Source organism: Saccharopolyspora thermophila, assembly GCF_014646075.1.
GTDB lineage: Bacteria > Actinomycetota > Actinomycetes > Mycobacteriales > Pseudonocardiaceae > Saccharopolyspora > Saccharopolyspora thermophila.
In genome coordinates, this window is record NZ_BMMT01000004.1 from 184,132 (window position 1) to 210,850 (window position 26,719).

General features: G+C 70.2%; 28 protein-coding genes, 1 tRNA gene and 1 riboswitch. Of the genes, 12 read left to right on the forward strand and 17 right to left on the reverse strand.

The annotated features are described in order from the left end of the window. Positions 1–26 precede the first annotated feature (26 nt). Positions 27–1,715 (reverse strand): nucleotide disphospho-sugar-binding domain-containing protein, encoded by a 1,689-nt coding sequence (locus IEY17_RS08615; protein ID WP_229679954.1) that lies wholly within the window; start codon positions 1,713–1,715, stop codon positions 27–29. Positions 1,716–1,728: 13 nt separating this feature from the next. Between IEY17_RS08615 and IEY17_RS08620 the strand changes: the two genes are divergently transcribed. From IEY17_RS08620 to IEY17_RS08635, 4 genes are all read left to right on the forward strand, one after another. Continuing rightward, positions 1,729–2,526, forward strand: a complete 798-nt coding sequence (locus tag IEY17_RS08620) for a M48 family metallopeptidase (protein WP_188986776.1) — start codon at positions 1,729–1,731, stop codon at positions 2,524–2,526. Positions 2,527–2,672: 146 nt separating this feature from the next. Continuing rightward, positions 2,673–3,221 (forward strand): TetR/AcrR family transcriptional regulator, encoded by a 549-nt coding sequence (locus IEY17_RS08625; protein WP_229679955.1) that lies wholly within the window; start codon positions 2,673–2,675, stop codon positions 3,219–3,221. Positions 3,222–3,748: 527 nt separating this feature from the next. Beyond that, complete coding sequence (locus tag IEY17_RS08630; RefSeq protein ID WP_188986778.1) at positions 3,749–3,952, forward strand: hypothetical protein; 204 nt, start codon at positions 3,749–3,751, stop codon at positions 3,950–3,952. Positions 3,953–4,153: 201 nt separating this feature from the next. Beyond that, a tRNA-Ile gene (locus tag IEY17_RS08635) sits at positions 4,154–4,231 on the forward strand. A 197-nt stretch (positions 4,232–4,428) separates the two neighbouring features. Here the strand turns inward: IEY17_RS08635 and IEY17_RS08640 are convergent. Together IEY17_RS08640 and IEY17_RS25945 are read right to left on the reverse strand one after the other, a co-directional pair. Then, positions 4,429–4,647 (reverse strand): type II toxin-antitoxin system HicB family antitoxin, encoded by a 219-nt coding sequence (locus IEY17_RS08640; protein WP_188986779.1) that lies wholly within the window; start codon positions 4,645–4,647, stop codon positions 4,429–4,431. Continuing rightward, the gene (locus tag IEY17_RS25945) at positions 4,644–4,751 is read right to left on the reverse strand and encodes a type II toxin-antitoxin system HicA family toxin (RefSeq protein ID WP_308423964.1); all 108 of its coding nucleotides are present in this window, start codon (positions 4,749–4,751) and stop codon (positions 4,644–4,646) included. The genes IEY17_RS08640 and IEY17_RS25945 overlap by 4 nt, the downstream gene beginning before the upstream one ends. 876 nt (positions 4,752–5,627) lie before the next feature. Between IEY17_RS25945 and IEY17_RS08650 the strand changes: the two genes are divergently transcribed. Further along, positions 5,628–6,161 carry a DUF3558 domain-containing protein gene (locus IEY17_RS08650; protein WP_229679966.1) on the forward strand — a complete coding sequence of 178 codons (534 nt, stop codon included), beginning with the start codon at positions 5,628–5,630 and terminating at the stop codon, positions 6,159–6,161. 775 nt (positions 6,162–6,936) lie between these two features. Here IEY17_RS08650 and IEY17_RS08655 read toward each other — a convergent pair. From IEY17_RS08655 to IEY17_RS08685, 7 genes are all read right to left on the reverse strand, one after another. After that, a complete protein-coding gene (locus tag IEY17_RS08655; protein WP_188986781.1) occupies positions 6,937–7,386 on the reverse strand; it encodes an HD domain-containing protein in 450 nt (149 codons plus the stop codon). A 388-nt stretch (positions 7,387–7,774) separates the two neighbouring features. Then, a complete protein-coding gene (locus IEY17_RS08660; protein WP_188986782.1) occupies positions 7,775–8,461 on the reverse strand; it encodes a DUF899 family protein in 687 nt (228 codons plus the stop codon). Between the two features lie 161 nt (positions 8,462–8,622). Then, a complete protein-coding gene (locus IEY17_RS08665; RefSeq protein WP_188986882.1) occupies positions 8,623–9,444 on the reverse strand; it encodes an LLM class F420-dependent oxidoreductase in 822 nt (273 codons plus the stop codon). Between the two features lie 175 nt (positions 9,445–9,619). Further along, entirely contained in the window at positions 9,620–10,249 is a 630-nt protein-coding gene (locus IEY17_RS08670; RefSeq protein WP_229679956.1) for a class I SAM-dependent DNA methyltransferase, read from the reverse strand. A gap of 130 nt (positions 10,250–10,379) precedes the next feature. Then, positions 10,380–10,583, reverse strand: coding sequence for a YbdD/YjiX family protein (locus tag IEY17_RS08675; protein ID WP_229679957.1), 204 nt, complete (start codon positions 10,581–10,583; stop codon positions 10,380–10,382). Next, positions 10,580–12,772: a carbon starvation CstA family protein gene (locus IEY17_RS08680; protein WP_373289857.1), complete on the reverse strand. Its 2,193-nt coding sequence runs from the start codon at positions 12,770–12,772 to the stop codon at positions 10,580–10,582. Before IEY17_RS08680 ends, IEY17_RS08675 begins: the two co-directional genes overlap by 4 nt. A 150-nt stretch (positions 12,773–12,922) precedes the next feature. Next, positions 12,923–13,747, reverse strand: coding sequence for an LLM class F420-dependent oxidoreductase (locus tag IEY17_RS08685; protein ID WP_188986783.1), 825 nt, complete (start codon positions 13,745–13,747; stop codon positions 12,923–12,925). A gap of 290 nt (positions 13,748–14,037) precedes the next feature. Here IEY17_RS08685 and IEY17_RS08690 point away from each other — a divergent pair, with 290 nt between their 5' ends. The 3 genes from IEY17_RS08690 (at position 14,038) to IEY17_RS08700 (ending at position 16,388) form a co-directional block, all read left to right on the forward strand. After that, positions 14,038–14,580 carry a SigE family RNA polymerase sigma factor gene (locus IEY17_RS08690; RefSeq protein WP_229679958.1) on the forward strand — a complete coding sequence of 181 codons (543 nt, stop codon included), beginning with the start codon at positions 14,038–14,040 and terminating at the stop codon, positions 14,578–14,580. Continuing rightward, positions 14,577–15,611 carry a hypothetical protein gene (locus IEY17_RS08695; RefSeq protein ID WP_188986784.1) on the forward strand — a complete coding sequence of 345 codons (1,035 nt, stop codon included), beginning with the start codon at positions 14,577–14,579 and terminating at the stop codon, positions 15,609–15,611. Before IEY17_RS08690 ends, IEY17_RS08695 begins: the two co-directional genes overlap by 4 nt. A gap of 108 nt (positions 15,612–15,719) precedes the next feature. Beyond that, positions 15,720–16,388, forward strand: coding sequence for a hypothetical protein (locus tag IEY17_RS08700; RefSeq protein WP_229679959.1), 669 nt, complete (start codon positions 15,720–15,722; stop codon positions 16,386–16,388). Positions 16,389–16,412: 24 nt separating this feature from the next. On the opposite strand, the gene IEY17_RS08705 is transcribed toward IEY17_RS08700, so the two are convergent. Beyond that, positions 16,413–17,663 carry a hypothetical protein gene (locus IEY17_RS08705; RefSeq protein ID WP_188986786.1) on the reverse strand — a complete coding sequence of 417 codons (1,251 nt, stop codon included), beginning with the start codon at positions 17,661–17,663 and terminating at the stop codon, positions 16,413–16,415. 390 nt (positions 17,664–18,053) lie between these two features. Between IEY17_RS08705 and IEY17_RS08710 the strand changes: the two genes are divergently transcribed. Both IEY17_RS08710 and IEY17_RS08715 read left to right on the forward strand, forming a co-directional pair. Beyond that, positions 18,054–18,569 (forward strand): DUF3145 domain-containing protein, encoded by a 516-nt coding sequence (locus IEY17_RS08710; RefSeq protein WP_188986787.1) that lies wholly within the window; start codon positions 18,054–18,056, stop codon positions 18,567–18,569. Positions 18,570–18,620: 51 nt separating this feature from the next. Continuing rightward, positions 18,621–19,178: a hypothetical protein gene (locus IEY17_RS08715; protein ID WP_188986788.1), complete on the forward strand. Its 558-nt coding sequence runs from the start codon at positions 18,621–18,623 to the stop codon at positions 19,176–19,178. 188 nt (positions 19,179–19,366) lie between these two features. Here the strand turns inward: IEY17_RS08715 and IEY17_RS08720 are convergent, their stop codons facing one another. The 5 genes from IEY17_RS08720 to IEY17_RS08740 form a co-directional block, all read right to left on the reverse strand. Beyond that, on the reverse strand, positions 19,367–20,611 hold the full coding sequence (locus IEY17_RS08720; RefSeq protein ID WP_188986789.1) for a beta-ketoacyl-[acyl-carrier-protein] synthase family protein: 1,245 nt from the start codon (positions 20,609–20,611) through the stop codon (positions 19,367–19,369). After that, on the reverse strand, positions 20,608–20,847 hold the full coding sequence (locus tag IEY17_RS08725; RefSeq protein ID WP_188986886.1) for an acyl carrier protein: 240 nt from the start codon (positions 20,845–20,847) through the stop codon (positions 20,608–20,610). Before IEY17_RS08725 ends, IEY17_RS08720 begins: the two co-directional genes overlap by 4 nt. 82 nt (positions 20,848–20,929) lie before the next feature. Beyond that, entirely contained in the window at positions 20,930–21,910 is a 981-nt protein-coding gene (locus IEY17_RS08730; protein ID WP_188986790.1) for a beta-ketoacyl-ACP synthase III, read from the reverse strand. After that, on the reverse strand, positions 21,907–22,827 hold the full coding sequence (locus tag IEY17_RS08735) for an ACP S-malonyltransferase (RefSeq protein WP_188986791.1): 921 nt from the start codon (positions 22,825–22,827) through the stop codon (positions 21,907–21,909). The genes IEY17_RS08730 and IEY17_RS08735 overlap by 4 nt, the downstream gene beginning before the upstream one ends. Before the next feature lie 239 nt (positions 22,828–23,066). Next, positions 23,067–24,281 carry a PucR family transcriptional regulator gene (locus IEY17_RS08740; protein ID WP_188986792.1) on the reverse strand — a complete coding sequence of 405 codons (1,215 nt, stop codon included), beginning with the start codon at positions 24,279–24,281 and terminating at the stop codon, positions 23,067–23,069. Between the two features lie 227 nt (positions 24,282–24,508). Here IEY17_RS08740 and IEY17_RS08745 point away from each other — a divergent pair, with 227 nt between their 5' ends. Beyond that, positions 24,509–25,378 (forward strand): peptidoglycan recognition protein family protein, encoded by an 870-nt coding sequence (locus IEY17_RS08745; RefSeq protein WP_188986793.1) that lies wholly within the window; start codon positions 24,509–24,511, stop codon positions 25,376–25,378. Positions 25,379–25,393: 15 nt separating this feature from the next. Here the strand turns inward: IEY17_RS08745 and IEY17_RS08750 are convergent, their stop codons facing one another. Next, positions 25,394–25,627 carry a DUF3263 domain-containing protein gene (locus tag IEY17_RS08750; protein ID WP_188986794.1) on the reverse strand — a complete coding sequence of 78 codons (234 nt, stop codon included), beginning with the start codon at positions 25,625–25,627 and terminating at the stop codon, positions 25,394–25,396. Positions 25,628–25,821: 194 nt separating this feature from the next. After that, positions 25,822–25,950: riboswitch (FMN riboswitch) on the forward strand. An 88-nt stretch (positions 25,951–26,038) separates the two neighbouring features. Between IEY17_RS08750 and IEY17_RS08755 the strand changes: the two genes are divergently transcribed. Continuing rightward, the gene (locus IEY17_RS08755; RefSeq protein WP_188986795.1) at positions 26,039–26,680 is read left to right on the forward strand and encodes a nicotinamide mononucleotide transporter family protein; all 642 of its coding nucleotides are present in this window, start codon (positions 26,039–26,041) and stop codon (positions 26,678–26,680) included. The last annotated feature ends 39 nt before the right edge of the window (positions 26,681–26,719 follow it).

Consider the following 26,719-nt stretch of genomic DNA (forward strand, 5'->3'; position numbering starts at 1 on the left):
GCGGAACCCTCATCGCGTCACCTCGCTCAACCCACGAGGCGTTCGAGTTTGGTGATGACCGCGGCGGGGCTCGGCATCCGCGCGATCTCGTCGGCCACCTCACCGGCAACCTTGGCGAACGCCGGTTCGTCGAGCAGCCGCCGGACCGTGGCCTGCGCCTGGGCGACCGTCAGCGTTTCCGGATCGTGCTGCAGGGCCACCCCGCGCCGGGTCAACTGGTCGGCGGATTCGCGGTTTTCGCCGTACGCCGGCAGGACCAACTGCGGAACGCCGTAGGCGAGGCACGCCGCGATCGTGCCGGCACCACCGTGGTGGACGACCAGGGAGCAGCGCGGCAACACCGTCGAAAAGGGCAGGAAACCGGTCGGCACCACGTTCTCGGGCAACTCGCCCAGCTCGGTCAGGTCGGCGTTGCCGGCCGCGAGCACCACCTCGACATCCATGGTGGACAGCGCGTCCAGCGCGACGGTGAGGCTGGAGAACCCGGCGAGCAGGGGCACCGTGGTCCCCAGGGTGACGAGCACCCTGGGCCGCGCAGGCGGAGCGAAGACCCACCCGGGAGCAAGGACACCGCCGTTGTACGGGACGGACCGCATCGGCCACCATGGCCTGCCGTCGATCTCGTCGACCTCGTCGTCGACGATGCCGCCGAGACTCGGGGCCCGCGGGTCGATCCCGGCGAGCGGCACCGGCTCGGCAGCGGTGAGGTCCAGTCGCTCCCGCAGCAGCCTGGTGAGCGTGGGGTCGTTCAGGATGCTCGGCTTCTCGCGGAACTCCCGATCGCGCATCGCCCAGGCCATGCGGTTACCGACGTCCAGTGCGGGCACCCCGAGCTTGGCCGCGACGAACGGCCCCGAGCGGAAATCGGAAGCGTACACGACCAGGTCGGCACCGAAATCGCGACCGGCTTCGACGGTGGCGCTGATCGTCTTCCACGCGACATAGCCGTATGAGTTGTTCGACTCGATGATCGCGCGGACATCATCGGATTCGAAAGATTCACCGTGTTCTGCGATCTCGGCAAATTCCGCCCAGATGTCGCGGTCCGGATAGGTATCGACAACCTGCAGGCCGGCGTCGGCGAGCACCTTCGCCATCGGATTGGCACTGGCGAACAACACGTCGTGGCCGGCGGCGCGAGCTGCCCAGGCGAGTGGAACCAGTGGTAGCGACAGTCCATAGGCCGGCAGCGCGGTAAACAGCATCCTCACGAGCGAGAACGTAGCCACAAGTCGAGTTCCGGGCCAATACCGCGAATTGAACACCCCGGCTCGGCGCGAATGCGAAAAACCTGTACTGCGCCCGCGGATCGCTGATAGGGTCGTCGAGAAGATCTTCGAGCTGGTCGCTATCGCGTTCAGCCCCGCCGGGTACTGGCGTCTGCAATGACGAGCGTCATGCGGTGGCCCATTTCGCGGGGCATGGCGCGTCGCAGCTTCCCTGGCGCGAGGGTGCCGGAACCAATCGGCGGCGGACGCCGCGAGCTTCGTCGAACGACGCCCGAGGTTCGGGTTCGTTACTGGGGGCGACGGTCCGTCGTGCAGCCGCCGGCCGGCCGGGTCCGGTGCCACGCGCTCGCCATCGCCCGAACCGTCGATAAGCGGGGCCAACGGGTCTGCGGCGTGCCTGGCCGGTCCGCGCTGCCACGGGGCGTCAACGAGCTGCGGCGCACCGGCACCGCCATGGTGATCAGCTCCCTCGAGCGCATCGACCACCGGGAGGAATGCGATGACCGGCCCCCACACCTTTCAGGCCGCTCTGGCCGCCCTTGGCCTGCCGCCCGAGTGGCGGGTCGAGGTGGCGATCCGTCCGCGGCGGCGCACGACCGGCATCCAGGTCAAGGCGGGGGGCCGGGTCGCCGTGCTGATCCCGCCGGCGGCCGAACCGGAGCAGGTCGCGCGCTTCGTCGGCAGCCGCCGCCGGTGGATCACCGAGAAGGTGCGCACCGCCGCTGCGCTGGCCCCGAATCACGCGGTCAAGGAGTTCACCGACGACGAGGAGTTCGTCCTGCTCGGCCGACGCTGCCGGCTCCAGCTCGTCGACGCGCCGCCCGCAGAACGGGGTGGGTGTCCCGAGATCACCTCCGACGGTGCCCTGCGCGTGCGCAGACAACGGCCAGAGCTGGTCCGCCGGGCGGTGATCGGCCTGTACCAGCAGGTTGGGCTGGCGTGGCTGCGACGCGAGGGCCGCAAGTACGAAGTGGACGGCCACATCACCGGGCTGAACTACGTCGTGCGGGATCTCGGGCGTCGACGCTGGGGGATCTACGAGGGGCGACCGAAGCACACCACGACGCTGCACTGGGCCGCGTTCGGCCTGCCGATGCGGCTTGTCGAGTACGTGCTCGTCCATGAACAGGCGCACGCCACCCAGCCCGGCGGACCGGCGCACGGCCGCGAGTGGCAGCGGCGGATGAACCTCTGGATGCCGGACTGGCAGCAGCGCCAGACCGAGCTCACCGAGATCGGCCGTCACGCCTGGCTCGGCGACTGGAAGCGCACGTCGTCATCGACGGACCGTCCGTAGTCGGTCAAGATCGGGGGTGGCCGACGTCGGGACGGCCCCGCGCGACCGCGGATATCCGCTGGTCAGACCGCCGGGAAAAATCAGACGATGTCCTATCACAGGTGTGATAGGAATGGTTCGTGGTTCTTGGTTCGGTGCGGCGGCGGGTGATCGATGCCGTATTCCGGTTGGTCGTCCGGGGCGGGGTGGGGGAGGCTTCGCTGCGGAAGGTGGCCGACGAGTCCGGCGTCAACATCGGGTCCGTCCGGCACTACTTCGGCAGCCACGAGGCGTTGATGGTCGCCGCCGCCGAGGAGGTCGGGGCGCGCATGGAGCAGCGTCTGACCGCGGCGCTGCGGGCGACGCTCGACGCGTCGGACGTCGTCGGCCGGCGGGCCTTCGTCGAGGACGTCTGCCGGGCGGTGCTGCCGTTCTCCGAGCGTGACGAGCTCGTTCTGCTCGCAGAACTACTCACCGCCGCGCGGTTGCGGCCCGAGTTCCGGTCGCTGGCGACCCGGATGGGCACCGACCTGCGCGCCGTCCTACGGGAGGCGCTACGGACGGCGCGGGTCGCCGACGCCGACCTGGAAGCCGAGCGGTTGACCGCCCTCGTCGGCGGTCTGACGTTCGAGCTGGTGTACCCGCACGGCGCGACCGACAGCGCGCGCCTGGCCGAAGTCCTGCGCCGCCACATCGCCGAACTCATCCCGGCCTGATCCGTACTCCAGGAAGTTCCCGTGGGGGCGGGTTCGGGAGTCCCCCGAACCGGTGTGGGGTGTGTGACGAGCTCGGGCCCTGCTCCTTGGCAGGCTGTCGCCCGGCGAGGGTACGATGATCGGTGAGGCGTTCGTGGTGCGGCACAGCCGGTTTCGGCTGAGCGGGCTGCTGGTCCGGGCACCGTCGAGAGCGTGGCGGAACGGACCCGGGCCGTCGGCGTCCACTCAACCCACCACGACACGCGCATCACCTGTCCGAGGGATTCAGGCATCGGGTCGGATAACGATCCCGGGTCACCGTGCGATCTGGTCCTTGTCCGGCTCGCGGGTTTCGGCATGGCCGCGGATGATGAGTCCAGGCCGCGCGATCCACGAGCCGGCAACGACCGACCGCGTGGTTGATCCGCTCGATTGCTGACCGAAACGAACTCGTGATGCGTCGCGCGCAACGGGTTTCCGGGGCGCTTCGTCTCTTGAGCAGTGGTGTACGTCCAAGGGGACTGGTTTACAGGACGGGGGAAGTCAGGATGTCCGCACCAGGAATCAGCAAGGAATCGCAGTTCTCGCTGGACTTCGCATCGGTGACCCGACTGCCGAAGCCGATCAAGGCGATCGTCTACCTGATGATGCTGTCCGTCATGACGGTCGCAGCCATGGGCGCGCTGCTCGCCACCATCGCGATCATCGGCCAGCTGACCGGAGCGTTCGACGTCTTCCAGTTCATGAGCTGACGCGACCCGAAAAGCCGGGGTCGGTGCTCCGACCCCGGCTTTTCGCTGCCGCCGGGACCCCGGTAGGCCGGTCGGCGCAACGCCGCCGCACCGGACGTTCGGCCGGTCCGCCCAACCGCCCCGTAGGCCGCTCGGCGGCTCCACCCGGCGGCCCCGAACCCCCACGAGCTCGCTACGATCGCCCGTGTTGCCGATGCCACGGGGGCAGTAGCTCAGCAGGTCAGAGCAGCGGACTCATAATCCGTCAGGTCGTGGGTTCAAGTCCCACCTGCCCCACCATCTCCGCAGTTCAGAGCAGGTGCCGATCCGGCCCGTGGTCGACAGAGTGCTCGGTCCGCGGCATCGGGGAAGGCGCCGACCCCGTGAGGCCGCGAGGATCTGCTGGTGCGAGCACTCGACCACTGACCAGACAGACGAGACCGCCCCCAGGATCGGAAGGGGCGGCTCTGCTGTTGCACTGCTGTTGTCTGTGGGACTTACGCAGCATCCACAGTTGTGGTACCGATCGTCGACGGCTTCGGTATGGGCTGACTGTCCTCTCTCAGGTCCTCGATATGCAGCGCCATCGCCTCACGCATCTCCGCAACCGACTCGTCGTATGTGTCGCCAAGAGCGACGCATCCGGGCAGGTCAGGAGCCCACGCGCCATATCCGCCGTCTGCGGTGCGTTCGATCAACACCACATAGGTACTCACTCCAGCCTCCCCGTAAGCCCAGCTTGCTTGAGGATGCTCCGTTCGAGGCCCGGTGACAAGTCTCGGCTCGGCTTGCCGGGGACGGTCACCCGCCCTGGCTTGATAGGGTGTTAGTACTGCCGGTGGCTACCGCGGACCGTTACCAGGTACCACCCGTCCTGTTCGAGCCGCGCAATGATCTCCCCAACTTTCAGTGGCACGTGAATCCTCGTCTCAGATACCGGCAGGCACTTGAATCCCCCCGACCTGGATCCGACGTTGCGGGAGATTATGACAGAGGGTGATCAAACGGATTCGTGGGGTGGTCGGTTTGCTGTACGGTACTGGCTGCGATCAGCCCGGGGTTCAGTTCCACAGCAACGCTCCGCGCCTGCTGTCGCCCATCTGTGGCCCTCCATTCGGCCGCCGAAATGGAAAGAGGCCGCACGGCTCGGCCACCCAGGGGGAGCAATCCCCCAGTGATGGGTATTGCCCACTTGCCCACACAAACGGTGAGCATGTGTGGGAATCGTATGTTGAGAATCGGACGCCGGGAGCATGGCGGATCTTCTGAACGTACGGACCTGAGGCGGACGAGTTGACGATCATCACTGTCGGCCCGCATCCGTGAGTAGGTGCTTGCGTTGGACGGTCCCGCATCCCCGGACGGCAGCGGTTGCGCCTTGCCCAGTTCATCGATCGAGGGCTCCATGCCGCCCGCCGGCTCAGCGAGCTTCGCCGGATCAATCCAGACTCTCACGTGATTCTTCCCCTTGATCACGCTGCGTCGATCAACGGAGACGGTATCGGACACGATTAAGTAGGCACTCCGCGTTTCTATTCATTCCGCTCTGCGATCACCTGGACAGCGCAAGGTGAGTCGGTGATCACAAGCCGATCTTCGTGGCGACCTCCTCGCGACTCTGCACGTGACATGACCAACACGGATGAAGAGAACGCCCGAAATCTCGACCGTGAGAGCTGATGATTTGATGAGGCCCATGCGAACAACGCGATCCTCAGCCGTTGTAGGTGTGCTTGCCGCTGGACTCCTCCTCGGTGGCTGCGGGGGCGGTGGAGGTGACAAGGCCGCTCCGACCAGCGAGGCCCCGTCGTCGGGGCTGGCGAACTTCGACGTTTGCACGGTGCTGTCGCCGGAGGAGCTGCGCGGGTTTGGTGTGGACCCGGACAACAAGCGGGATGCCGATCAAGGCCTCGGCGACGTGGGCTGCAAATACATGGGTGACCCGTTCGTCCTCGGACTCTCGAAAGCCGAAGGCGACGACCTGGCTTCCTGGGAGCGGAAGCGGAGCAACTTCGACCGGCTGGAGCCCAACAGTGTCGCGGGCCGTGAGGGGCTCGTCGGCATCACGAAGGGTTCGACCGGCAAGGGGATCTGCCGACAGATCCTGGCTGCGGGCGGGGGCTCGGTCACGGTGCAGGTGACGTACACCGATCCGGACACGGGCTCCACCTCCGACCCGTGCGCCGACGCCACGAGGGTCGCGGAGCTCGTCGCGCCCAAACTGCCGTAGCTTTCGCACGTGCCTGCCGGAGGGGCGGATCACACGAGCACGCGCCAGTGTGAAGCGATCGCCACCCGCGAGGGAAACTTTCCCGATGTCGGGACCACCCAGGGGCGGAGTGCGGCTGAAGCGCGCGAGATGGCCAAGGATCTCGTCACTGCGATGCTCGACGTTCCGTTGGAATCCGTTGAGGTTCCCGTGACGTTGAAGCTCCTGACAAGCTTCGCGACGAAGTCAACGCTGCCCGTGAGGCGACACGTCAAGTGGCTTTGGCTCAGGAAGAGGCTGCGGCCAAGTCTCGGAGGGCCGTGGCTGACCTGAAAGCTGCCGGTCTGTCGGGAGCTGACATCGCTGCGGTTCTTGATCTGTCACCACAGCGTCTTTCACAGCTCGCCGAGCGCACGCCAGAGGATGATCATAAACGTGCTGAGTCAGTCCTGTCGTGGGCCCGCGAACGTGCTAAACCCCGCTCCACGGTCAAGGTGGCACAGCCCGGGTGCTTCCGCGTCAGCAAGCCGTCGAGGACGGCAGGGGCCAAACGATCGAACCAACTTGCCGCCGCCAAGGCGCGGAGAGCCGCGAAGTCGTAATGCTGATCGCCCCGGTCGATGCCCGGGGCGCTCTCATATCCACTTCATGCGCGCCCAACAGCCCGAGCGAACGCACCCCACCACTCTCCCGGTGACACCGCCAAGGCGGCCTGGGCTAGTGCCTTCCCTGTTGCTGTGGTCATCGCTCCTACACTTGACCGCACCCATTCGTCCAGTTGCTTGTAGCCCTCCTGCTAGTACTCCCGTGCTTGCAAAAGGAGCTCCAGCTTGTCGGCATCCCGGGAGCAACGGGACTCAGGCGTGGCCTCTGGCGTCTTCGCCGACTCGTGCTCGTCCACTGCGGCGACGATCCGCGCCGCCAGGTCCTCGGGAAGCCCCGCGGTCTGGTCGGTCACGATGTCGTGCGGTGCTGCCGTCTGGACGTACTTCTTCCCGACGCTGGGGATATCCGCGATCCGGGTCTCCGGAAGATCATGGAACAAGCCAAGGGTTGCCGCTCTCTCCGGATTGGCGCCTTCGCACGCGGCGATGACGAACGCGAGAATGCCGACCCTGTAGGAGTGTTCAGCGACGGATTCCGGGTTGCGCACGCCGCCGAGGAGCCACCCGGACCGGACGGTCTGCTTGAGGTGGCCGGTCTCGTGGGCGAACGCGATGATCTCGGCAAATCGCTGGTCAGGCATTACTCCTCCACGGCATAGGAAAGCTGGTCGAGCTTACGGACGGATTCACGGGTGACGAGGGGGCGCCCCTATGCTCGATGAGGTGTCCAGGGAGAGTACTTCCGGGCCTGGAAAGCGCTGAAAGTGGCTGCCCCGAGGAGACCATGATCATTTCCAGCGCTGACCCAGCGGGAACTCTTTGGCGAGTGGGTCAGCCGGGCCGCGCGAGGACAATCGACGGACGGTACGGGACAGGTACGAGCAGTTTGCGGCGCACGAGGTCAGACGACTCGTAATCCGTCAGGTCGTGGGTTCAGTCCCAGCTGCCCCACCTGTCCGTTCACGCACCACGCCCGGATGCGACGGGCCGTACCCGGCGCCAGGCCGTCACCACTGGCGGATGGCCACCTCACGCGCGGTAGTCGAGGGATGCGAACCAGTCGTCGCGGCCCTGGCGGGTCAGGTCGAGGATGTGCCACACCGGGCTGAGCAGGTCGATGCCGCGCTGGTCGATGTCGTCGGCCATGCGCGGGTGCGTCGAGTAGAAGTGGTGCACTGAGCCGTACTCGTCGCGGGTGAACACCGACACCGTGGAGTCCTGGTTGCCGTCGGCGTCCTCGCTGCCCAGGTCGAACTTGAAAGTGCTCTTCGCGGCGCTGAGCAGGCGCAGGTCCGTCCACCGACGGTTGCGGGCGTGCTCGCGCAGCTCGGGCAGCTCCGCGGCGGCGACGATCACCAGGTCGGCGTTCTGCGCGACATGGTGGGCGACACCGTTGAAACCGTCGATCCACATGGTGCACATGGGGCACGGCTGGGTCTGCCGCTTGCCGTACATGAGGTGGTAGACGACCAGATCGCGGTCCGGTCCGGTGAAAAGCTCACTCAGCCGCACCGTCTGCACCGGCTCGTCGCCCGCGTCCAGGTCACCCGGCCCTTCCTCGAACACGTAGTCGTCGACCACCGGTCCCAGCGGCAGACGGCGGCGCTGCTCGGCGACCCGTTCCCGGTGGTGCATCAGCTCGATCTCGGCCAGGCGCAGTTCCTCGCGGGCGCTGAGGTACTCGTCCGTCTCCCCGGTGAGATTGGTGTGGCGCATGATGGCCTCCTCGGCCGGGCCTGGTGCGGCTGCTCCGGCCACCATCGTCCGCCCGCCCCCGTGGGAAGCGCCACCTCGCGGAGGCCGCGCGTGCGAGCCGGCGCCGAGTCGGCCGGTGGCGCGTCCTCGACGGCGTGGCGGGAAGCCGGTGCTGGAGCCGGTCAGCGCAACGCTTCGGCGAGCCTCGCGAGGGACGTCGAGACGTCGTCGCCGAGGAACTGGACGGCCACGTGGTTCGCACCCGCCTGCAGGTGCGCCTCGACACCGCGGGCGACCTGCTCCGGGGAACCGTGCAGGGCGAGCGAGTCGATCAGGCGGTCGCTGCCCGGGACGGCGAGGTCGTCCTCGGTGAAGCCGGTGCGCCGCAGGTTGCGGGTGTAGTTGTTCAGCCGCAGGTACATCTCCACGGTGCCGCGACCGGTGGCCCGGGCACGCTCCGGATCGGTGTCGAGTACCACCTTCTGCTCCGGGGCCAGCAGCGGCCCCTCGCCGAGGACCTCCCGGGCGCGCTTGGTGTGCGCCGGGGTGGTCAGGTACGGGTGCGCGCCCGCCGCCCGCTCACCAGCGAGCCGGAGCACCTTCGGGCCCAGCGCGGCCAGCACCCGTCCCGAACTCGGCACGCCCGACGCGTCCAGTTCGTCCAGGTAGTCCACCAGCGCCTGGTAGGGCCGCGCGTAGGAGTCGGTGACCTCCCGATGGCCCACGCCGATGCCGAGCAGGAACCGGTCCGGGTGCTTCGCGGTGATCCGGTGGTAGGACTCGGCGACGGCCCGGGCCGGGGAGTTCCAGATGTTCACGATGCCCGTGGCGATGCTGATCCGGTCCGTGGCGTCCAGCAGCTGCTCCGCGATCGCCAGGTCCGCCGGTGGCGAGCCGCCGACCCAGATCGTGCCGTAGCCGAGGGACTCCGCCTCACCCGCGAGGTCGGGCCCGAGCTCCCAGGCCGGTCGCCAGATGCCGATCTTGCCGAGTTCCACCGCCATGCCGATGACCAACACCAGGAACGGAACCGGCATTCCCGGGAACACCCGATCGGGTCGCCGCCGACCACGGCTGCCAGCGGTCCGGATCAGCGGTACCCGGGACCGACTCAGGCGTCCTTGCGCCAGACGTAGGCCGCGGAGACCGGGTGGTTGCGGAACCGCTCCCACTTCGGTTTCACCGCCAGCCAGTCGTCGTCGATGACGCCCTCGCGCAGCTCCACCAGCCGCCAGCCCGTGGCCAGCGCCGCCGCGACGTGGTCGCTGATGAGGTGCACGTTCGTGGTGATCGCCACCGGTTCGCCGGTGCTGCTGGTGTAGTGGGTGGGCATGCCGGAGTCATGATGAAGTGCGGGTGGAACGCGACCAGCACGAACGCCGCCTTCGGTGCGGCCAGCCGCCACGCCTCCCGGTACAGCGGGCGCAGGTCGTCGAGGTGCTCGTCGATCAGCGACGAGATCACCAGGTCGTAGCTGCCCGTCGGCAGCCCGGTGGCGGCCACGTCCGCCTCCACCAGCCGGTCGTGGGCGCCGCGGCGCTCGGCGACGGCCAGCATCTCCGGGGTCAGGTCCACCCCGTCGATCGTCGGAACGCCCTTGTCCCGCAACCACTGCCCGGTGCGGCCGGTGCCGCAGCCGAGGTCGGCGGCGCGGGACACGGTCGCCCAGGACGGCTCCTGCAGGCGGTCGAGCAGCGCGATGTCCATCGCGTCCTCGACGGTCTGTTCGTAGTTGGTGACCCACTCGCCGTACCCGGTGCGCACGTCCACGGTGCGATAACCACGGGCGTCGAAGTCGCTGAAGTCCATGCGGCCGATCATCCTGCCCATACAAGCACGCCGAGAGCGATGTGATCCGGTTCGTCGAGGCCGCAATCTGCCAGGGTGGAACGACGGATGCGAGGTCACGAACTGACCAGGGAAGACCTTCCGAGGGCTCTCAGCAGCAGCGGGAGCCCGGTTGGGCGTCCTGGCGGTCGATGTGGCGGCGCCAGAACTCACGCTCCGGCAACGGCTCCTCGTCGGGGTGGTGGCGGCGCTGGTGCTCCAGGTACCGCTCGTAGGCGTTCTCGCCCACCACCCCGCGCACGATCTGCCAGGCTGCGCGGGCGGATTCGCGCAGCCTGGACAGCACCGTCGTCACGTGCTCGCTCCGGTCGTCTCAGCCGCGGCCAGCTCCCTGCGCACCCGCCGCTCCTCAGCGGTGGGGATGAGCCCGGACGGTGCCCACAGCTTCGACTCCTCGTACGGGGCCTCGGTGTCGGACAGCGGCGCACTGGCCCGTATCGCCTTGATCCAGACCCGGACCGCGTCGAGCAGCACGATCACGATGAGCAGCGCGAACAGGATGCTCAGCACCCCGTCCACGGTGGAGTTGAGGACGACCTTCTGCATCGCCTCGACGGTGTGCGCCGTGCCCTTGCTGGTCTGCCCGGCATCCAGTGCCGCCTGGTAGGCCGCGCGCTGTGCGAAGAACCCGATCTTGGGGTCAGCGGAGAAGATCTTCTGCCAGCTCGCGGTCAACGTCACCGCCGCGTCCCACGCCAGCGGCACCAGCGTCACCCACGCGTACCTGGCCCGCCCCGACTTGATCAGGATCGTCGTGGCCACCGCCAGCGCCACCGCGGCCAGCAGCTGGTTGGCGATGCCGAACAGCGGGAACAGCTGGTTGATGCCACCCAGCGGGTCGTTGACGCCGGCCCACAGGAAGTAGCCCCAGGCGCCGACGATCGCCGCGCTGGCAATCCAGTTGCCCGGCTTCCAGCTGATGTCGCCGAAGCGCTTCCACACGTTGCCCACGGTGTCCTGCAGCATGAACCGGCCCACCCGGGTACCGGCGTCCACAGTGGTCAGAATGAACAGCGCTTCGAACATCACCGCGAAGTGGTACCAGAACGCCTTCATCGCGTCCCCGCCGATGACCTGCGAGAACACCTCGGACAACCCGACCGCCAGCGTCGGTGCGCCACCGCTGCGGCCGACCAGCGTCTCCTCGTCCACCGCCGCGGCGGCCGCGGCGAGCTGCTCCGGGGTGACGTGGAACCCGATGCCGGCCACCGCCTGCGACGCCGACTGCAGCGTGTCGCCGAGCGCCGTGGCCGGCATGTTCATCGCGAAGTACAGCCCCGGGTCGATGATGCACGCCGCGGCCAGCGCCATGATCGCCACGAACGACTCGGTGAGCATGCCCCCGTAGCCGATGACCCGGACCTGCGACTCCTTCTCGATCATCTTCGGCGTGGTGCCTGACGACACCAGCGCGTGGAAGCCGGACAGCGCGCCGCAGGCGATCGTGATGAACACGAACGGGAACAGCGCGCCGGAGAACACCGGGCCCTGCGCGTTGAGCGCGAACTCGGTGATCGCCTCGGTCTTCATCGTCGGCAGCGCGATGAGGATCGACGCCGCCAGCATCGCCACGACGCCGACCTTCATGAAGGTGCTCAGGTAGTCGCGCGGGGCCAGCAGCATCCACACCGGCAGCACCGAGGCGACGAAGCCGTACACCACCAGCATGAAGGTCAGCTGGTTGCCGGTGAGGGTGAACGCCTCGGCCAGCGCGGAGTCGGCCACCCAGCTGCCCGCCACGATGCTCAGCAGCAGCAGCGCGACACCGATCACGGAGGTCTCGACGATCTTGCCGGGCCGCAGGTAGCGCAGGTAGAAGCCCATGAACAGGGCGATCGGGATGGTCATGCCAATGGAGAAGGTGCCCCACGGCGAGCCCTTGAGGGCGTTGACGACCACCAGCGCCAGCACCGCCAGCAGGATGATCATGATGGCCAGCACCGCGACCAGTGCCGCGATGCCGCCGATCGGGCCGATCTCCTCGCGCGCCATCTGCCCGAGGCTGCGGCCGTTGCGGCGGGTGGAGAAGAACAGCACCACCATGTCCTGCACCGCACCGGCGAAGATGACGCCGACGATGATCCAGAGCGTGCCCGGCAGGTAACCCATCTGCGCGGCCAGCACCGGGCCCACCAGCGGCCCGGCCCCGGCGATTGCCGCGAAGTGGTGGCCGAACAGCACCCGTCGGTCGGTGGGCTGGAAGTCGGTCGCGTTGTTCAGCCGCTCCGCCGGGGTCGCCCGGGTGTCGTCGGCTCCCAGCACCCGGTAGGTGATGAACCGCGCGTAGAACCGGTAGGCGATGGCGTACGAGGCCAGGGCCGCGAAGACCAGCCAGGCCGCGGAGATCTCCTCACCTCTGCTGAGCGCGAGGATGCCCCATGCGATCGCGCCGACGATCGCCACCAGTACCCAGACGGCGATCTCCTTGGGACTGATCCGCCGCTTCCGTGCCGTCCCGCTACTGGGAACCGTTGTCGTAGCCACTGTCCACGGACTCCATTCCTGCGTTGTGCTGCACGGGGACGAAACGCGCACAGCAATGAGAGAATCTGATTGGATATCGGTGGATGTCCAGCCTGTTCCGGCGACGTAACCAGGATGTAAGACACGCCTGGTTACCTGGGGTGACCGTGGTCAGCTGAGGCGTCCGGCGAGTTCGGCGAACTCGTCGAGCCTGCGCAGCGACTCGTCGCGGCCGCGGGTGGGCAGGTAGAACAGCGTGCGGTCGACGTCGGCCGCGGCGTAGGACTCGATGATGTGCGGATCGCGCGGCGCCCCGTACACGGTGACCGGGACCCGTCGGCCCGCGCGGTCGCGGACCTTCGCCACCAGCTCGGCCAGGTTCTCGGTGCCGGCGCGCGGCAGCCAGCCGCCGCCGTACTCGGCCACCCGCGCCAGGGCCCGCTCGCTCTCCCCGCCGACATAGATCGGCGGGTGCGGCTGCTGGACCGGCTTGGGCCAGGAGAAGATCGGGTCGAAGTCGACGAAGCGGCCGTGGAACTCGGCCTGCTCGGCGGTCCAGATCTCCCGCATCGCGCGGATCCGCTCGTCCATCAGCGCACCCCGGGTGGCCGGGTCGGTGCCGTGGTTGCGCATCTCCTCACGGTTCCAGCCCGCGCCCACCCCGAAGATGACCCGGCCGCCGGAGACCACGTCGAGGCTGGCGACCTCCTTGGCGGTGGTGATCGGATCGCGTTCGACGACCAGCGCGATGCCGGTGGCCACCAGCAGTCGCTCGGTCACCGCTGCGGCCGCGGTCAGTGCCACGAACGGGTCCAGCGTCCGGTAGTAGATGCGGGGCAGGTCGCCGCCTTCCGGGAAGGGCGACTCCCGGCTGACCGGGATGTGGGTGTGCTCGGCGACGAACAGCGAGTCGAAGTCGCGTTCCTCCAGCGCCCGCCCGAGATCCGCCGCCGCGATCCCCTCGTCGGTGATGAACGTGGAAACACCGAACCGCATCCGAGCCCTCCTCACCGCCAGATGCACCACACCTACCTCCGCGAACAGGTCGCGGCAAGCCGAAGGTGTCCCGTCCCCGCGGGGTTACGCCGTGTGCGCCGGGTACTGCTGCGGTGGGGCGGACCTGCGGTGATCCGTCTGGCGGCGGCGCCTGCGCGAAGCCGCCACCCGCTGATCAACTTCGACTGCATCGGTAAACTTCGCCGCCGTTGGGCGCAGCCGATGGGCGACCACACCGAATCCGGTCGCAACCACAGAGGGGGTCTCGGGCGTCGTGCACAGATGTGACGGTGTCGATCGCATTGCCCGTGACCGCCTGGCCGGGCGACGGGCTGGCGGCAATGGATGAACTGACGAGCAAGTTGACCGACCTCTACCAGGAGCATTACAAGCAGCTCTTGCGCATCGCCGTCCTGTTGGTGGACGACCGCGCCTCCGCGGAGGACATCGTGCAGGACGCCTACGTGCGGGTTTTCGACTCCCGCAGCAGACTGCGCGATCCGGACAAGGCGTTGGCGTTCCTGCGGCAGGCGGTGCTCAACCGCGCCCGCTCCATGCTGCGGCGCAGGCGGATCGCCAAGAAGTACCAGCCCCGGCTGGCCACCCAGGACTGCCAACCGGACGACACCGGGCGCGGGGTGGACCGGGCCGTGTTGGCCGCCGCCCTGGCGCAGCTGCCGCGGCGGCAGCGCGAGGCCGTGGTGCTGCGCTACTACGCCGATCTCAGCGAGGCCCGCACCGCCGAGGTGATGGGCTGCAGCCAGGGAGCGGTGAAGTCGTACTGCTCGCGTGGTGTCGCGCGGCTGTCGGATCTGCTGGGGGAGCGGGTGTGAACGACGGGAACAGCGCTCGGGAAGCGGAGCTGGTGCGCGCGCACCTGCACCGGCTCGTCGAGGACGTCGAACCCCGACCGGACGCGTTGCCGCGGCTGCTGGCTGCCGCCCGGCGGCGGAGGTCACCGCGACGACCGCTGATCGCCGCGCTGGGTGCGGTCGGCGCTGCCGCGGTGGCGTTTCTGGTGGCCGTGGTGTTCGTCCCGCAGCAGCCGGAGCTGGCGCCGGTCAGCGTGCAGCCCAACACCTACCTGGCCGCCCCGCAGCCGGGCGTCATCGCCTCCTTCGACGTGCTCTCCGGGCAGGAGAACAGCCAGGTCGCCACCGTCACCGGGGCCGACACCACCGTGCTGGCCGCCGACCGCGACCGGGTCTACACCGTGGTGTCCACAGCGGACGGTCGACGGGTGGCCGAGGTGTCCGCGCGGGGACAGCGGGTGCTGCCCGGGAAGGTCGGCGACAGCCGCGTCCTCGCGGCCGGTGGTGGTCGCGTCGCCTACCTCGACGGCACCGACGTGGTCGTCGTGCACGACCAGCAGCAGCACCGCATCCCGGTCCCGGCGCACCTGCGGGTCGAGGACCTGGCGCTGGCCGCGGACGGTCGGCTGGCGGTGCTGGTCACCCCGCGCGACGGCGGGCAGGCCAGCAGCGTGCTGGTGCTCCCGCCGGACGCGACCTCGCTGAGCGCCCGGGTTGAGGCGACGTCCGGCGAGGCGTGCGGTCCGGTGGCCGTCGCCTGGACGGGCCGGGACGTGGCCGCACTGCAGCCCGTGGACTGCGCCGACGACCGACTGCGGGTGGCGACCTTCGCCGGGGACAGCGGCCGCAAGATCGGTGCCGGAACGGTCTTCCGCACTCCGCCGCTGGCCCCCGGGAGCGCGCGGCTGTCCACCGATGTGCTGGGCCGGTTCCTGGTGTCCACCGCCGGCCAGGGCCAGTGGCTGGTCGACGGTTCCGCGGTGCGGCCGATCCCGCCTGCCTGCACCACCGACGGCGTCTGCGCGGCCGGTCCCGGCACGTTCTGGGGTTGATCACGCTCCGCAGCGCGGACACGCCCCTGATCAGATCAATGTCGTGCCCGGGCAGCGACCCGCCGGGATCATCTGATCGACTCCCGGCGCGAACAGACAGGGGTGGACGTGCAGGCGCAACAACGGGAACTGGCGCGGCTGTACCGGGTCGCCCTGGATCGGCCGCGCTGGCAGCAGGTCCTGGCGTTCGCGGTGTCGCTGTGGACGCTCGCGTGGATCGCCGGGCAGTTCCTCGGCCCGGACGACGCGCCGACCGCGTTGGGCGTGCTGGGCGAGCTCGCCGCCCGCCTCGGCCTCACCGGGGGCTCATGGTCGCAGCGCCTGGTCGAGACGTGGCAGACCAGCGGCGGCGGGTTCGCGCTGCTGGGCGGGCTGCTGTGGGCGGCGACGACCGAGCGCGGCCAACTGCCCGCGCTGCTCGGCTGGGTGGCCGTGATGCTGGGGTCCGAGCGCCTGGGCTACCAGCCGGCGATCCTGCTCGCGGTGGCGACCATGGTGGGTTTCGTGGTGGTGCTGTGGCTGGCGGCGTTGACCAGCAACCGGTTCGTCGACCGGCGCACCACCCTGCTGCCACGCGACGTGGTGCGCGCGGGGGTGACCGCCGCCGCGTTGTCGGCCGTCGTCCCGCTGTACTCCCTGGCGTTCTTCCTGACCTGCCTCGGCAGGCCGTACCTGACGAAGGCGCCCCGCCTGCTGCCGCTCGAGCGTGCCCCCGGCCGCGGCGGCGGGACCCGGATTCCCGAACAGCCCGCACCGCACCGCGAACCCGACGCGTGAGCCCCGCCGGCCGGTCCGACGCTCTCAGGGCTGGGGGGTCAGGCGCAGCCCGCGTTCGGCCAGGGCCCGCAGTCCCACGTCGCCCGGTGTCGAGCTGCGCTGCCGCCACACCGTCTGCACGATGCGCAGCCGGTTGCCGTTCTGCTCCACGACCTGCGCCGCGTTGTCGAACCCGTCGGGGCCACCGGGCCAGCCGCGGCCCTCGGCGACCAGGTCGGTGATCCCGCCGGTGCCCGCCGAGTCGAGGAGACCTCGCAGTTCGGTCGCGGCCTGCCGGTCCGGCAGCTCCACCACCGCCACCGACACGGCGGCCGGACGACCGGACACCTGGGTCTCGAACACCGCTCGGGTCAGGCTCCGGCACTCTCGCTGCTCGAACCAGTGCTGCACATCGCCGAAGGCGTGCCGCACGCACGAGGCGTCCCGGTCCCCGACCCGCTGCACGAACTCCACGCCGTCGACCCGCTGCACCGCCGGCGCCTGCGGCGGCGGACTCGCGGCCGGTTCGTCCAGCGCCCACCACAGCGCGGCCACGCAGACGAGCAGCACCAGGGCCGCGGCCGCCGCGATCCACCTGGTGCGCGGGGGCAGCCGACGGATCAGGTCAGCGGCCCGGGGCTCGGCGTATCTCGGGATCAGCATCGTGTCCGCGGTCGCCAAATCGGCGCTGGCCTCCTCCGGGAAGCCCTCCGCGACGAGCTCTTCGGCGGTCAGCTCGCAGCTCTCGTCGAGGACCCGCAGCAGCCGCTGCACGGGCTCGACCGGGCACGGTCGCTCGTAGGTGGCCAGCTCGCGGACGGCGGCCAGCACCGACGTCGTGTTCGGCGACACCACCCGCACCCCGCGGTGCAGGTCGGTCGTGGGCTGCGTGACCTGCCCGACGTAGGGGCCGACGGCGACGATCGCCGCCACCGGCAGCGGCTCCAGGTCCCGCGTCTGCAGGCTGCGGGCCAGCGCCGCGGCGGACTCCAGCGCCTCCAGGCCCGGGTTGACCGCGCCCTCGGCGCGCACCATCGGCCAGCCGTCGACGGTCCACGGGGTCTGCAGCGGCGCGTCCACCTTCAGCGCCGGCTCCGGCAGGTCGACGCCGACCACGACGATCACGCCGCGCGGCACCACGATCACCGCGTCCAGCGGCCGGGGACCGCCCGGTGGGCGGCAGCCGAACACCGCCACCCCGCCGAGCACCGAACCGCCCGCGCCCCACGCCGAGATGGCCGCCCGGACGTCGGCGCCGACCTTGGTCGGTTCCGCTCCGAGCCGCACCGTCCGCATGAGGACCTCCCCACATCCACCGCCGTCGAACCGGTGGTCACCCACTGTTCGATCGATGACGTTAGCCGGGTGGGGCAGGTATTGTCGCGGGGTTGCGCTATTCGTCCGATCGAGTGGTATCCACCACTCGTCCGCCGCTGTCGCACTGCTGCGTTCGAGCGACGCCGCACACCCCGGAAAGCGGCCCGGATCTGCGATTACCGCTATTCGGAGCAGTCTGCGGGGCGGTGCCCGCGAGCTGCCCGGCGGCGTGATCCCGCCAGACGGATGCCCCGGTTCTGGTGGCGAAGCGCTCAGGCCGCAATGCAGAATGGCGCCGCACCTGTTGATCGGCGCAGGTTCGCGAGGTCGTAGGGGAAGACGTCCCTCGTCGAACAGCGGAGGTCAGCAGTGAGCACCCGTGGCAGCGACAGTGGCCGCACATCTGGTGTGGTCTACGTCCACTCGTCGCCGTCTGCGGTCTGCCCGCACGTCGAATGGGCGATCTCTGGCGCACTCGGCGTTCGGACGGAACTTCGCTGGACGGCGCAACCGGCGGCCCCCGGGCAACTCCGCGCGGAGTGCAACTGGGTGGGTGAGCCGGGCACCGGCGCGCGTCTGGTCAGCGCGTTGCGCGCGTGGCCGATGCTTCGTTTCGAAGTCACCGAAGATCCCAGTCCAGGCGTGGACGGCCAGCGGTTCTGCCACGCACCGGGTCTCGGGCTGTGGCGCGCCTGCACCAGCGCCAACGGCGACATCGTGGTGAGCGAGGACCAGCTGCGCACCCTGGCGGCCAACGCCAAGGGCCCCGAGTCCTTCAGCCACCGGGTGGACCAGTTGCTGGGAGCCGCGTGGGACGACGCGCTCGAGCCGTTCCGCCGGGCCGGCGACGGTGCCCCGGTCACCTGGCTGCACCGCGTCGGCTGATCGTGGCGGAACCGCCCCGGGCGGATTAGCTGATGTGCGAAGCTCTGGGGCGTGCGTTCGTGGTTCACATGGGGTCTTGCGCTCAGCGTCGTCGTGTTGCTCGCCGCAGTCGGCGGGGGTGTGCTGCTGGCCCGCGAGGTTTACTCCGTCCCACCGGTCGAGCAGCCGCAGAGCCAGGCCCAGTCGATCAGGTCACCGCTGGGCATCACCTACAGCGCGGACGCTGCTGCGCACCCCGACTTCGCGCAGATCGACCTTCTGCTGGGCAACCACTTCAACTCGATCAACACCAAGAGCTACGACCTGTGGAAGTCCACAGTGGTCCCGTCGAAGTGGGATGAGCTGCCCGAGCAGCGGTGGCGGCAGAGCTACGGCTCCACTGAGGACCGGCAGATGATGGTGCACCGCATCGAGCGCGGCCCGGACGACTCCCTACTGGTGATGCTGACGTTCATGAGCACCCAGGACAAGTCGCAGGCGCCGCCGCAGCTGCGGGAGACCTGCATCGTGTGGAACGTGGTGTACCCGGTGGTCGTCTACGACCGCACGCTGCGGCTGGACACCGACAAGCTGCCCAACAGCGCCCTGCTGGACCGGTGCCGGCAGTAGCCGGGGGTCGCCGGTACCGCTAAGACTGACCCGTCTGATTCAGAGTCCGGCCGACCAGAGCGTGCTGGCGCAACCCCGGTATCGGTGGGGTCGCCCGCGTGCGGCGAACACGCGGGCGACCAGCGACGTGCGGCTGTCGCGCCGCAGCGCACCGGAAACCGGGGTGCGACCGGACCGGTGCGCCGCGGTCATGCCCGGGCGAAGGCGAGTGCGACGTTGTGCCCGCCGAAGCCGAAGGCGTTGTTGAGCGCGGCGGTCTGCTCGACGTGCCGTGGCTTGTCGGCCACCACGTCAAGCTCGACCTTCGGGTCGAGGTTCTCCAGGTTCCGCGTCGCCGGGATGACGCCGTGGTACAGCGAGAGGATCGTCACGATGCTCTCCACCGCACCGGCCCCACCGACCAGGTGGCCGAGCGAACCCTTCGGTGCGGTCACCACCGCGTCCGCGCCCAGCGCCTTGCGCACCGAGTTCGCCTCGCCCACGTCACCGACCACGGTGGAGGTTGCGTGCGCGTTGACGTGCCCGATGTCCGACGCCTGCAGACCCGCGCTGTCCAGCGCCTTGCGCATCGCGCCGACCTGGCCGATGCCGTCCGGGTGGCTGCCGGTGATGTGGTAGGCGTCCGAGGTGATGCCCACCCCGGCCAGCCGCGCGTAGATCCGCGCCCCGCGCGCCCTGGCGTGCTCGGCGCTCTCCAGGACGACCGCCCCGGCGCCCTCGCCCATCACGAACCCGTCGCGGTCCACGTCGAACGGGCGGGAGGCCCGCTCCGGCTCGTCGTTGCGCGTGCTCAGGGTCCGGGCCTGGGCGAACCCGGCGATGGTGATCGGGTGGATGCAGGACTCCGCGCCACCGGCCACCACCACGTCGGCGTGCCCCTGCCGGATCATGTCCCAGCCCTTGGCCAGGCCCTCGGCACCCGAGGCGCAGGCCGACGCGGGGGAGTGCACTCCGGCGCGGGCCCGCAGGTCCAGGCTGACCATGGCGGCCGGGCCGTTGGGCATGAGCATCGGGACGGTCAGCGGCGAGACCTTGCGCACCCCGCCGGTCTCCAGCAGGTCATCCTGCTGCAGCAGGGTCAGCGGGCCGCCGATGCCGGTGCCCAGCGACACCCCCAGCCGGTCGGGGTCGACCGGTTCGGAGTCGTCGGTGGGCAGCTCGAAACCGGCGTCCGCCCACGCCTCGCGGGCGGCGATGACCGCGATGGCCTCGCACCGGTCCATCCGGCGCAGCTGCACGCGCGGCAGCACCTCGCTCGGCTCGACCGCCAGCGGCGCACCGATCCTGGCCGGCAGCTCGTAGCGGTCCAGCCACTCGGCCTCCAGCCGGCGGATGCCGGTCGCGCCGTTGAGCACCCCGTCCCAGGTGGATGCGACGTCACCGCCCAGCGGCGTCGTCGCGCCCAACCCGGTGATGACGACCTCGGTGGTCATGCGTTCTTGGTGATGTAGTCCACCGCATCACCGACGGTCTTGAGGTTGGCCAGTTCGTCGTCCGGGATCTTCACCCCGAACTTGTCCTCCGCCTGCACGGCGATCTCGACCATGGACAGCGAGTCGATGTCCAGGTCGTCGACGAACGACTTGTCGGTGGTCACGTCGGCGGCGTCGACCCCGGCGACCTCCTCGACGATGGCGGCGAGGCCCTCGGTGATCTGCTCGTTGGTCAGCTCGTTCGACACGGGATGGTTCCTTCCTCGTTCTTGCGTTGTGCACCGAGGGCCCTCGCGGGCCCGCGGTAGTTTGGGGGGCTCAGGGGCAGACGGCGACCTGCGCCGAGTACGACAGCCCGGCACCGAAGCCCACGAGCAGCATCACGTCGCCGCTGCGGATCTCCCCGGCAGCCCGCATGTGATCGATCGCCAACGGGATCGAAGCCGACGATGTGTTGCCGGAGTAGACGATGTCACGCGCGACCACGAGGTCCTCACGCGCACCCTGACTCTGCAGCTTCCGCGCGATGGCCTCGATGATCCGCAGGTTCGCCTGATGCGGCACCAGGACGTCCACATCGGACAGCTGGAGTCCGGCGGCCTCGACCGCGCGGGCCGCCACCGGGGCGATCCGGGTGGTCGCCCACCGGAAGACCGACTGCCCCTCCTGGTGGATGTACTTGCCGTCGCGCAGGTAGATCAGGTCCACCAGGTCGCCGGCGCTGCCCAGCACGCTCGGCCCGAGCAGCGGCTCCTCGGACGGGCCGACCACCGCCGCGCCCGCGCCGTCGGCGAAGATGATGCAGTTGGCCCGGTCCTGCCAGTCCACCCACTCCTGGAACCGCTCCGCCCCGATCACCAGCACGTTGCGGGCCGACCCGGCGCGCACCGCATCAGAGGCCGCCGACAGCGCGTAGACGAACCCGGCGCAGGCGGCGTTGAGGTCGTAGGCGCTGCGGGCCTTGATGCCGATCTGGTCGGCCACCTGGGCCGCGGCGTTGGGGATGCCGCCCGGCATGGTGCAGGTGGCCACGATCACCTGGTCCACGTCCGACGGCGACAGGCCCGCGTCGGCGACGGCCTTGGCCCCGGCCTCCACCGCCATGCTGACCACGGTCTGGTCGTCGTCGCCGAGGCGGCGGTGCACGATGCCGACCCGCTGCCGGATCCACTCGTCGTTGGTGTCCACGATCTTGGCCAGGTCGTCGTTGGTGACGATCCGGTTGCCCTGCGTGCTGCCGAAACCCAGCAGTTTGGTTCCGGGCGGGGGCGTGGTCTGGGCAATGCGGGGACGGGTCACGCGTCGCTCCCGAGCAGTTCGGCGACCTTGTCCAGGTCGTGTGGGGTCTTGAGGGCGACGGTCGTGACGCCCTTGAGCTCGCGGCGCACCAGGCCGCTGAGGACTCCCGCGGGCGGGAGTTCCACCGTCGCCCGCACCCCCCGCTCGGCCAGCGCGGCCATGCAGCTGTCCCAGCGCACCGGGGCGGTCACCTGGGCGACCAGCCGGTCGAGGACCTCGGCGGCCCCGCTGACGACCGCGCCGTCGGCGTTGGACAGCAGCGGCAGGGTCGCGTCGGCGGCGGTCACCTTCTCCGCGTGCTGGGCCAGGGCCTCCTGCGCGGGAGCCATGAAGCGCGTGTGGAAGGCCCCGGCCACCGGCAGCGGGCGGACCCGCGCGCCGGCCGGGGGCTCCGCGCCGAGCTGTTCCAGGGCGGACAGGCGGCCCGCGGCGACGATCTGACCGGCGCCGTTGCGGTTGGCCGGGTCGAGACCAAGCTGTTCGAGGTGCGTGATCACGTCGTCCGGGTCGCCGCCGAGCACGGCGGACATCCCGGTCGGCTCCAGCGCGCAGGCCGCGGCCATCTCGCGGCCGCGGACGGCGGCCAGCGCGACCGCGTCGTCGGCGTTGAGGGCCCCGGCCACGGCGGCGGCCGCCAGCTCACCGACGGAGTGCCCGGCGACGTGCGTGTCGGCGGGGATGGTCACGCGGCGGCGCAGCTCTTCGGCGGCGATCAGCGACAGCGCCACCACCAGCGGCTGGGTGACCGCGGTGTCCTTGATCTCGTCGGCGTCGGCGGTGGTTCCGAGCCGGATCAGATCCAGGCCGGTCACCTCGGACCAGGTGCCGAGGCGCTCGGCGACACCGTCCAGCTCGAGCCACGGGTTGAACATCCCTGGGGTCTGCGACCCCTGTCCGGGGGCGAGAAGCGCGATCACTCTTGCTACTGAACACGCCCAGAGCGGGTCCACGTGATGTCGACAGAGACGAAGTCCGGCCGCCAAAGTTGTGGAGTGTCTACAAGCGTCGTCGCGGGACTGTGCCGCCGAGTGAGAAATCCTTGTCGGCTGTGTCCGGATGATGACGGACCGGTGAGCGCCCGCCAGGCCATGTTCCCAAAGCGCCCGCGCACCGGCCAGGCCCGGCGGGCCGACGACCGCGACATCACCCGGTGGGCTCACCACAGGCCGCGCGCCTTGGCCAGGCGGCCCACGGCGAGCCCCACCCGCAGCACGTGCGCGTCGCGGGCGTTGGACGGGGTGCGCCCGGTGAGCTCGGCCACCCGCCGCAGCCGGTAACGGACGGTGTTCGGGTGCACGTACAGCTGGCGCGCGCAGTTCTCCAGCACGCCGCCGACCTCCAGGTAGGTGTCGACGGTTTCCATCAGCGCGCCGCCGGCGTCCACCAGCGGCAGCACGATCCGCTCGACCAGCTGCCGCTCCGCCTCCGGGTCCCCGGCCAGCGCCCGCTCCGGCAGCAGGTCACCGGAGGGCACCGGGCGGGGCGCGGTGGGCCAGGCCACCACGGCCCGCAGCGCCGACATCGCGTCGCCCGCCGACCGGTGCGCCTCCGCCAGGCTCGGCACCGTCGGGCCCACCACGACCGGGCCGTCGTCGAAGGCCTCCGACAGCCGCCGGGCCGCCTCCTGGGTGGCGCGGTCGTCACCGAGCCCGCCGAACACCACCACCAGCCGGGACCCCTGCACGCCCAGCAGCACCGGGCAGCCGACCCGGGCGGCGCGGCTGCGCACCTGGTAGACGATCGTCGGCGGGTCGTCCGACGGGGCGTTGCCGACCAGCACGGTCGCCTCCGAGGACGGCTCCCAGCCGAGCGCGGCGGCGCGCGACAGCAGCGACTCCTCCGCGTCGCCGCGGACGATGCCGTCCACGACCAGCGCCTCCAGCCGCGCGTCCCAGGCGCCGCGCGCCTCCGCGGCGGCCGCGTAGGAGGTCGCCGCGGCGAACGCGATCTCCCGGGTGTAGCGCAGGATCGACTCGGTCAGCAGGATCCGCTCGTGCTCCTGGTCGGCCAGTTCGGGCAGCCGCTGCTCGAACACGTCGATCGCGACCCGCACCAGCTCCAGGGTCTGCCGCAGGCTGACCCACCGGGACAGATCCCGCGGCGCGGTCCGGAACGCCTCGGCGGTCAACCGGATCGCCTCGGTGGGGTCCTGCAGCCACGCGACGAAGTTGGCGACCCCCGTCTGGGTCACCAGCAGGACGCTGGCCCGCTGGTCGGCGGGCAGCCGACGGAACCACGGCAGCCGCTGCTCCATCGCGGTAACGCTGGCGCTGGCAAGCCCACCGGAGCCGTGTTCGAGGCGGCGCAGGGTGGCCGCGGAGATCTGCCGCTGCATACCGGTATCCCGCTCACCTGCGCGTTCGGTGCTCATGGCTCCAGAATCGCACGTCGCTGATCAGGCCCGGCGGGCAGCGGTGGGCGCGGTCCGCGGTCTCACCGAGGGCGATCGATTGATTACTCGGCATCTCTGATCACGCGAACAGGTGGAGGTGCTCACCCGGTGGGTGGGGCCCGGCCATTTTCCCGTGCTGGAGCGTGTCGTTCGACGCCGGTCACGCCACCATGAGGGAACGCACCAAGCCAGGAGGGTGATCAGCTGTGGCCTTGCCTCTCGTCTGGCTCGCGGACGTGCTGCGCGCCGCCGGGCTGACCGTCGTGGAAACCGACGGCTGGCGCGAGCGGACCGCGACCTCGGGACCGCAACCGGCGCCCGTGGGCGTGCTGGAGCACCACACGGCCACCACGGCGTCCTACGACAACCCGGCCCCGAGCGTGCAGCTGTGCATCGACGGCCGCCCCGACCTCGCTGGACCGCTGTGCCACGCGCTGATCGGCTTCGACGGCGTCGTGCACACGATCGCCGCCGGGCGCGCGAACCACGCCGGCAGGGCGAAGGCGTCCGGGCCCAATCCGGGCGGCGACGGCAACGCACTCTACGTCGGTTTCGAGTGGGACTACCAGGGCGTGCACCAGGGGCCGAGCCCGGCGCAGTACGCCGCCGCGCTGAAGGCGACCGCGGCGGTGCTGAACCACCTCGGGCGGCCGATGGACGCGGCGCGCGGTCACAAGGAGACCAGCGTCACGGGCAAGATCGACCCCGGGCACGTCGACATGGACCGGTTCCGCGCCGAACTGGCGGGCAGGCGTGGGCCGGGCGGCATGACGCCGGAACAGGACGCGGTGCTGCGGCGGCTGGAGCACGAACTGCTCGGTCCGCGCGGGCCGAACGGCGAGATCCAGGGGTGGCGGACCGAACTCGGGCCGCGCACCATCGTCGCGATGCTCGTCGACCTGGTCAACGCGCTGGTGGCCAAGCCGCAGGCCCCGGCGCCCAACGCGGACATGATCAAGGCAGCCTTCCGAGCCCTCCCGCCCGACCAGGCGGCCCCGCTGCTGGCCGAACTCGTGCGCATCCAGCAGGCCCGCCAGCTCCCCCCGGAACAGCACGCCGAACAGGCCACGAACTAGCCGTCGGCACCGCGTTCAGCGGCCGTGCGCGGCGCGGCGCCGCTGCCGTTCGTCGCGGCGGCGCTGGAGGCGTTTGACCAGGGCGGGCTGTTGCTGCAGCGCCTCGGGCTCGTCGAGGAGGCGGTTCAGCCGCTGGTAGTAGCGGTTCGGGGACACGCCGAAGCGCTCCTGGATGACCCGTTCCTTGTTGCCCTGGTAGTGCCAGTGCTCCTGCTCGAAGGCGAGGATGGCGCGGTCCATGTCGTTCATCCGACGTCCCCTCCTCGGCGCTGTCGATCTGCCGAGATCTTACTCGCAGGGGCACGGGTGTTCGATCAGCCATCCGGCTTGTGAGGGGCGCGTGCGGGCGCTTTTCCCTCCGCGTCGCGGCTTCTGTGACGCACCGCACGTATCGCTGCCGGAACAGGGTCGGCGCGGACGATGTTGTCGCCAGTGACCTGATCGTGCGCTCCGGGGCTCGGTGCAAGTCCGAACCGGCGGTGACAGTCCGCGAACCGGCTTCCTCGCGGGGGCCGGCCGAACCGGTGGAATTCCGGTGCCGACGGTGAAAGTCCGGATGGGAGGCAGCGCACGGGCGGCTGAACACGGCCGTCGACGCCGGGCGCCGACGGCTGCCGTCCGCGCACCCCGGCGCGCGCGTCGCCGGTGGGAGGAGCGGGCGTGCGAACTGTCGCGGAATGGTTGCTCGGCAACGGGATCACCGTGCTGGGCCAGCAGATCTCCTGGGCCGAACTCGTCGGGCAGCTGTGTGCGCTGGCCGTGGTGTTCCTGGCGCAGCGCCGGACCCTGGCGACGTGGCCGGTGCAGGTGTCGGCGACCGTGCTGCTGTTCGCCGTCTACGCCTCGGTCCACCTGGGCGGGCTGGCGATCCGGCAGGTGATGATCCTGCTGATCTCGCTCTACGGCTGGTGGGCATGGAACCGGCGCAGCGACCCGGTGTACGGCGTCGCGGTCCGCAGGGCCCGGCCGGTGGAGCGGCTGGTGCTGCTGGCGGCGCTGGTCGCCGGGACGTCCGCGTTCGCCCTGTTGCTGACGGCCCTGGACGCCTCCTGGGCACCGTGGCCGGACGCCTGGATCTTCGTCGGCACCCTCGCCGCCTTCTGGGCGCAGGGCCGCGGTCTGGTCGAGTTCTGGCTGGTCTGGCTGGCCGTCGACGCGGTCGGCGTGCCGCTGCAGGTGGCCTCCGGGCTGTACTTCAGCGCCGCGGTGTACGTGGTGTTCGCGGTCCTGGTGATCCACGGCTGGTGGAGCTGGAACCGCACCGCGAAGGTGCAGCGGGAGCGCGCCACCGCGACGGTCTGATCAGCGCTTTCGAGGGGCGCCCGGGCGAAGGGCGCCCCT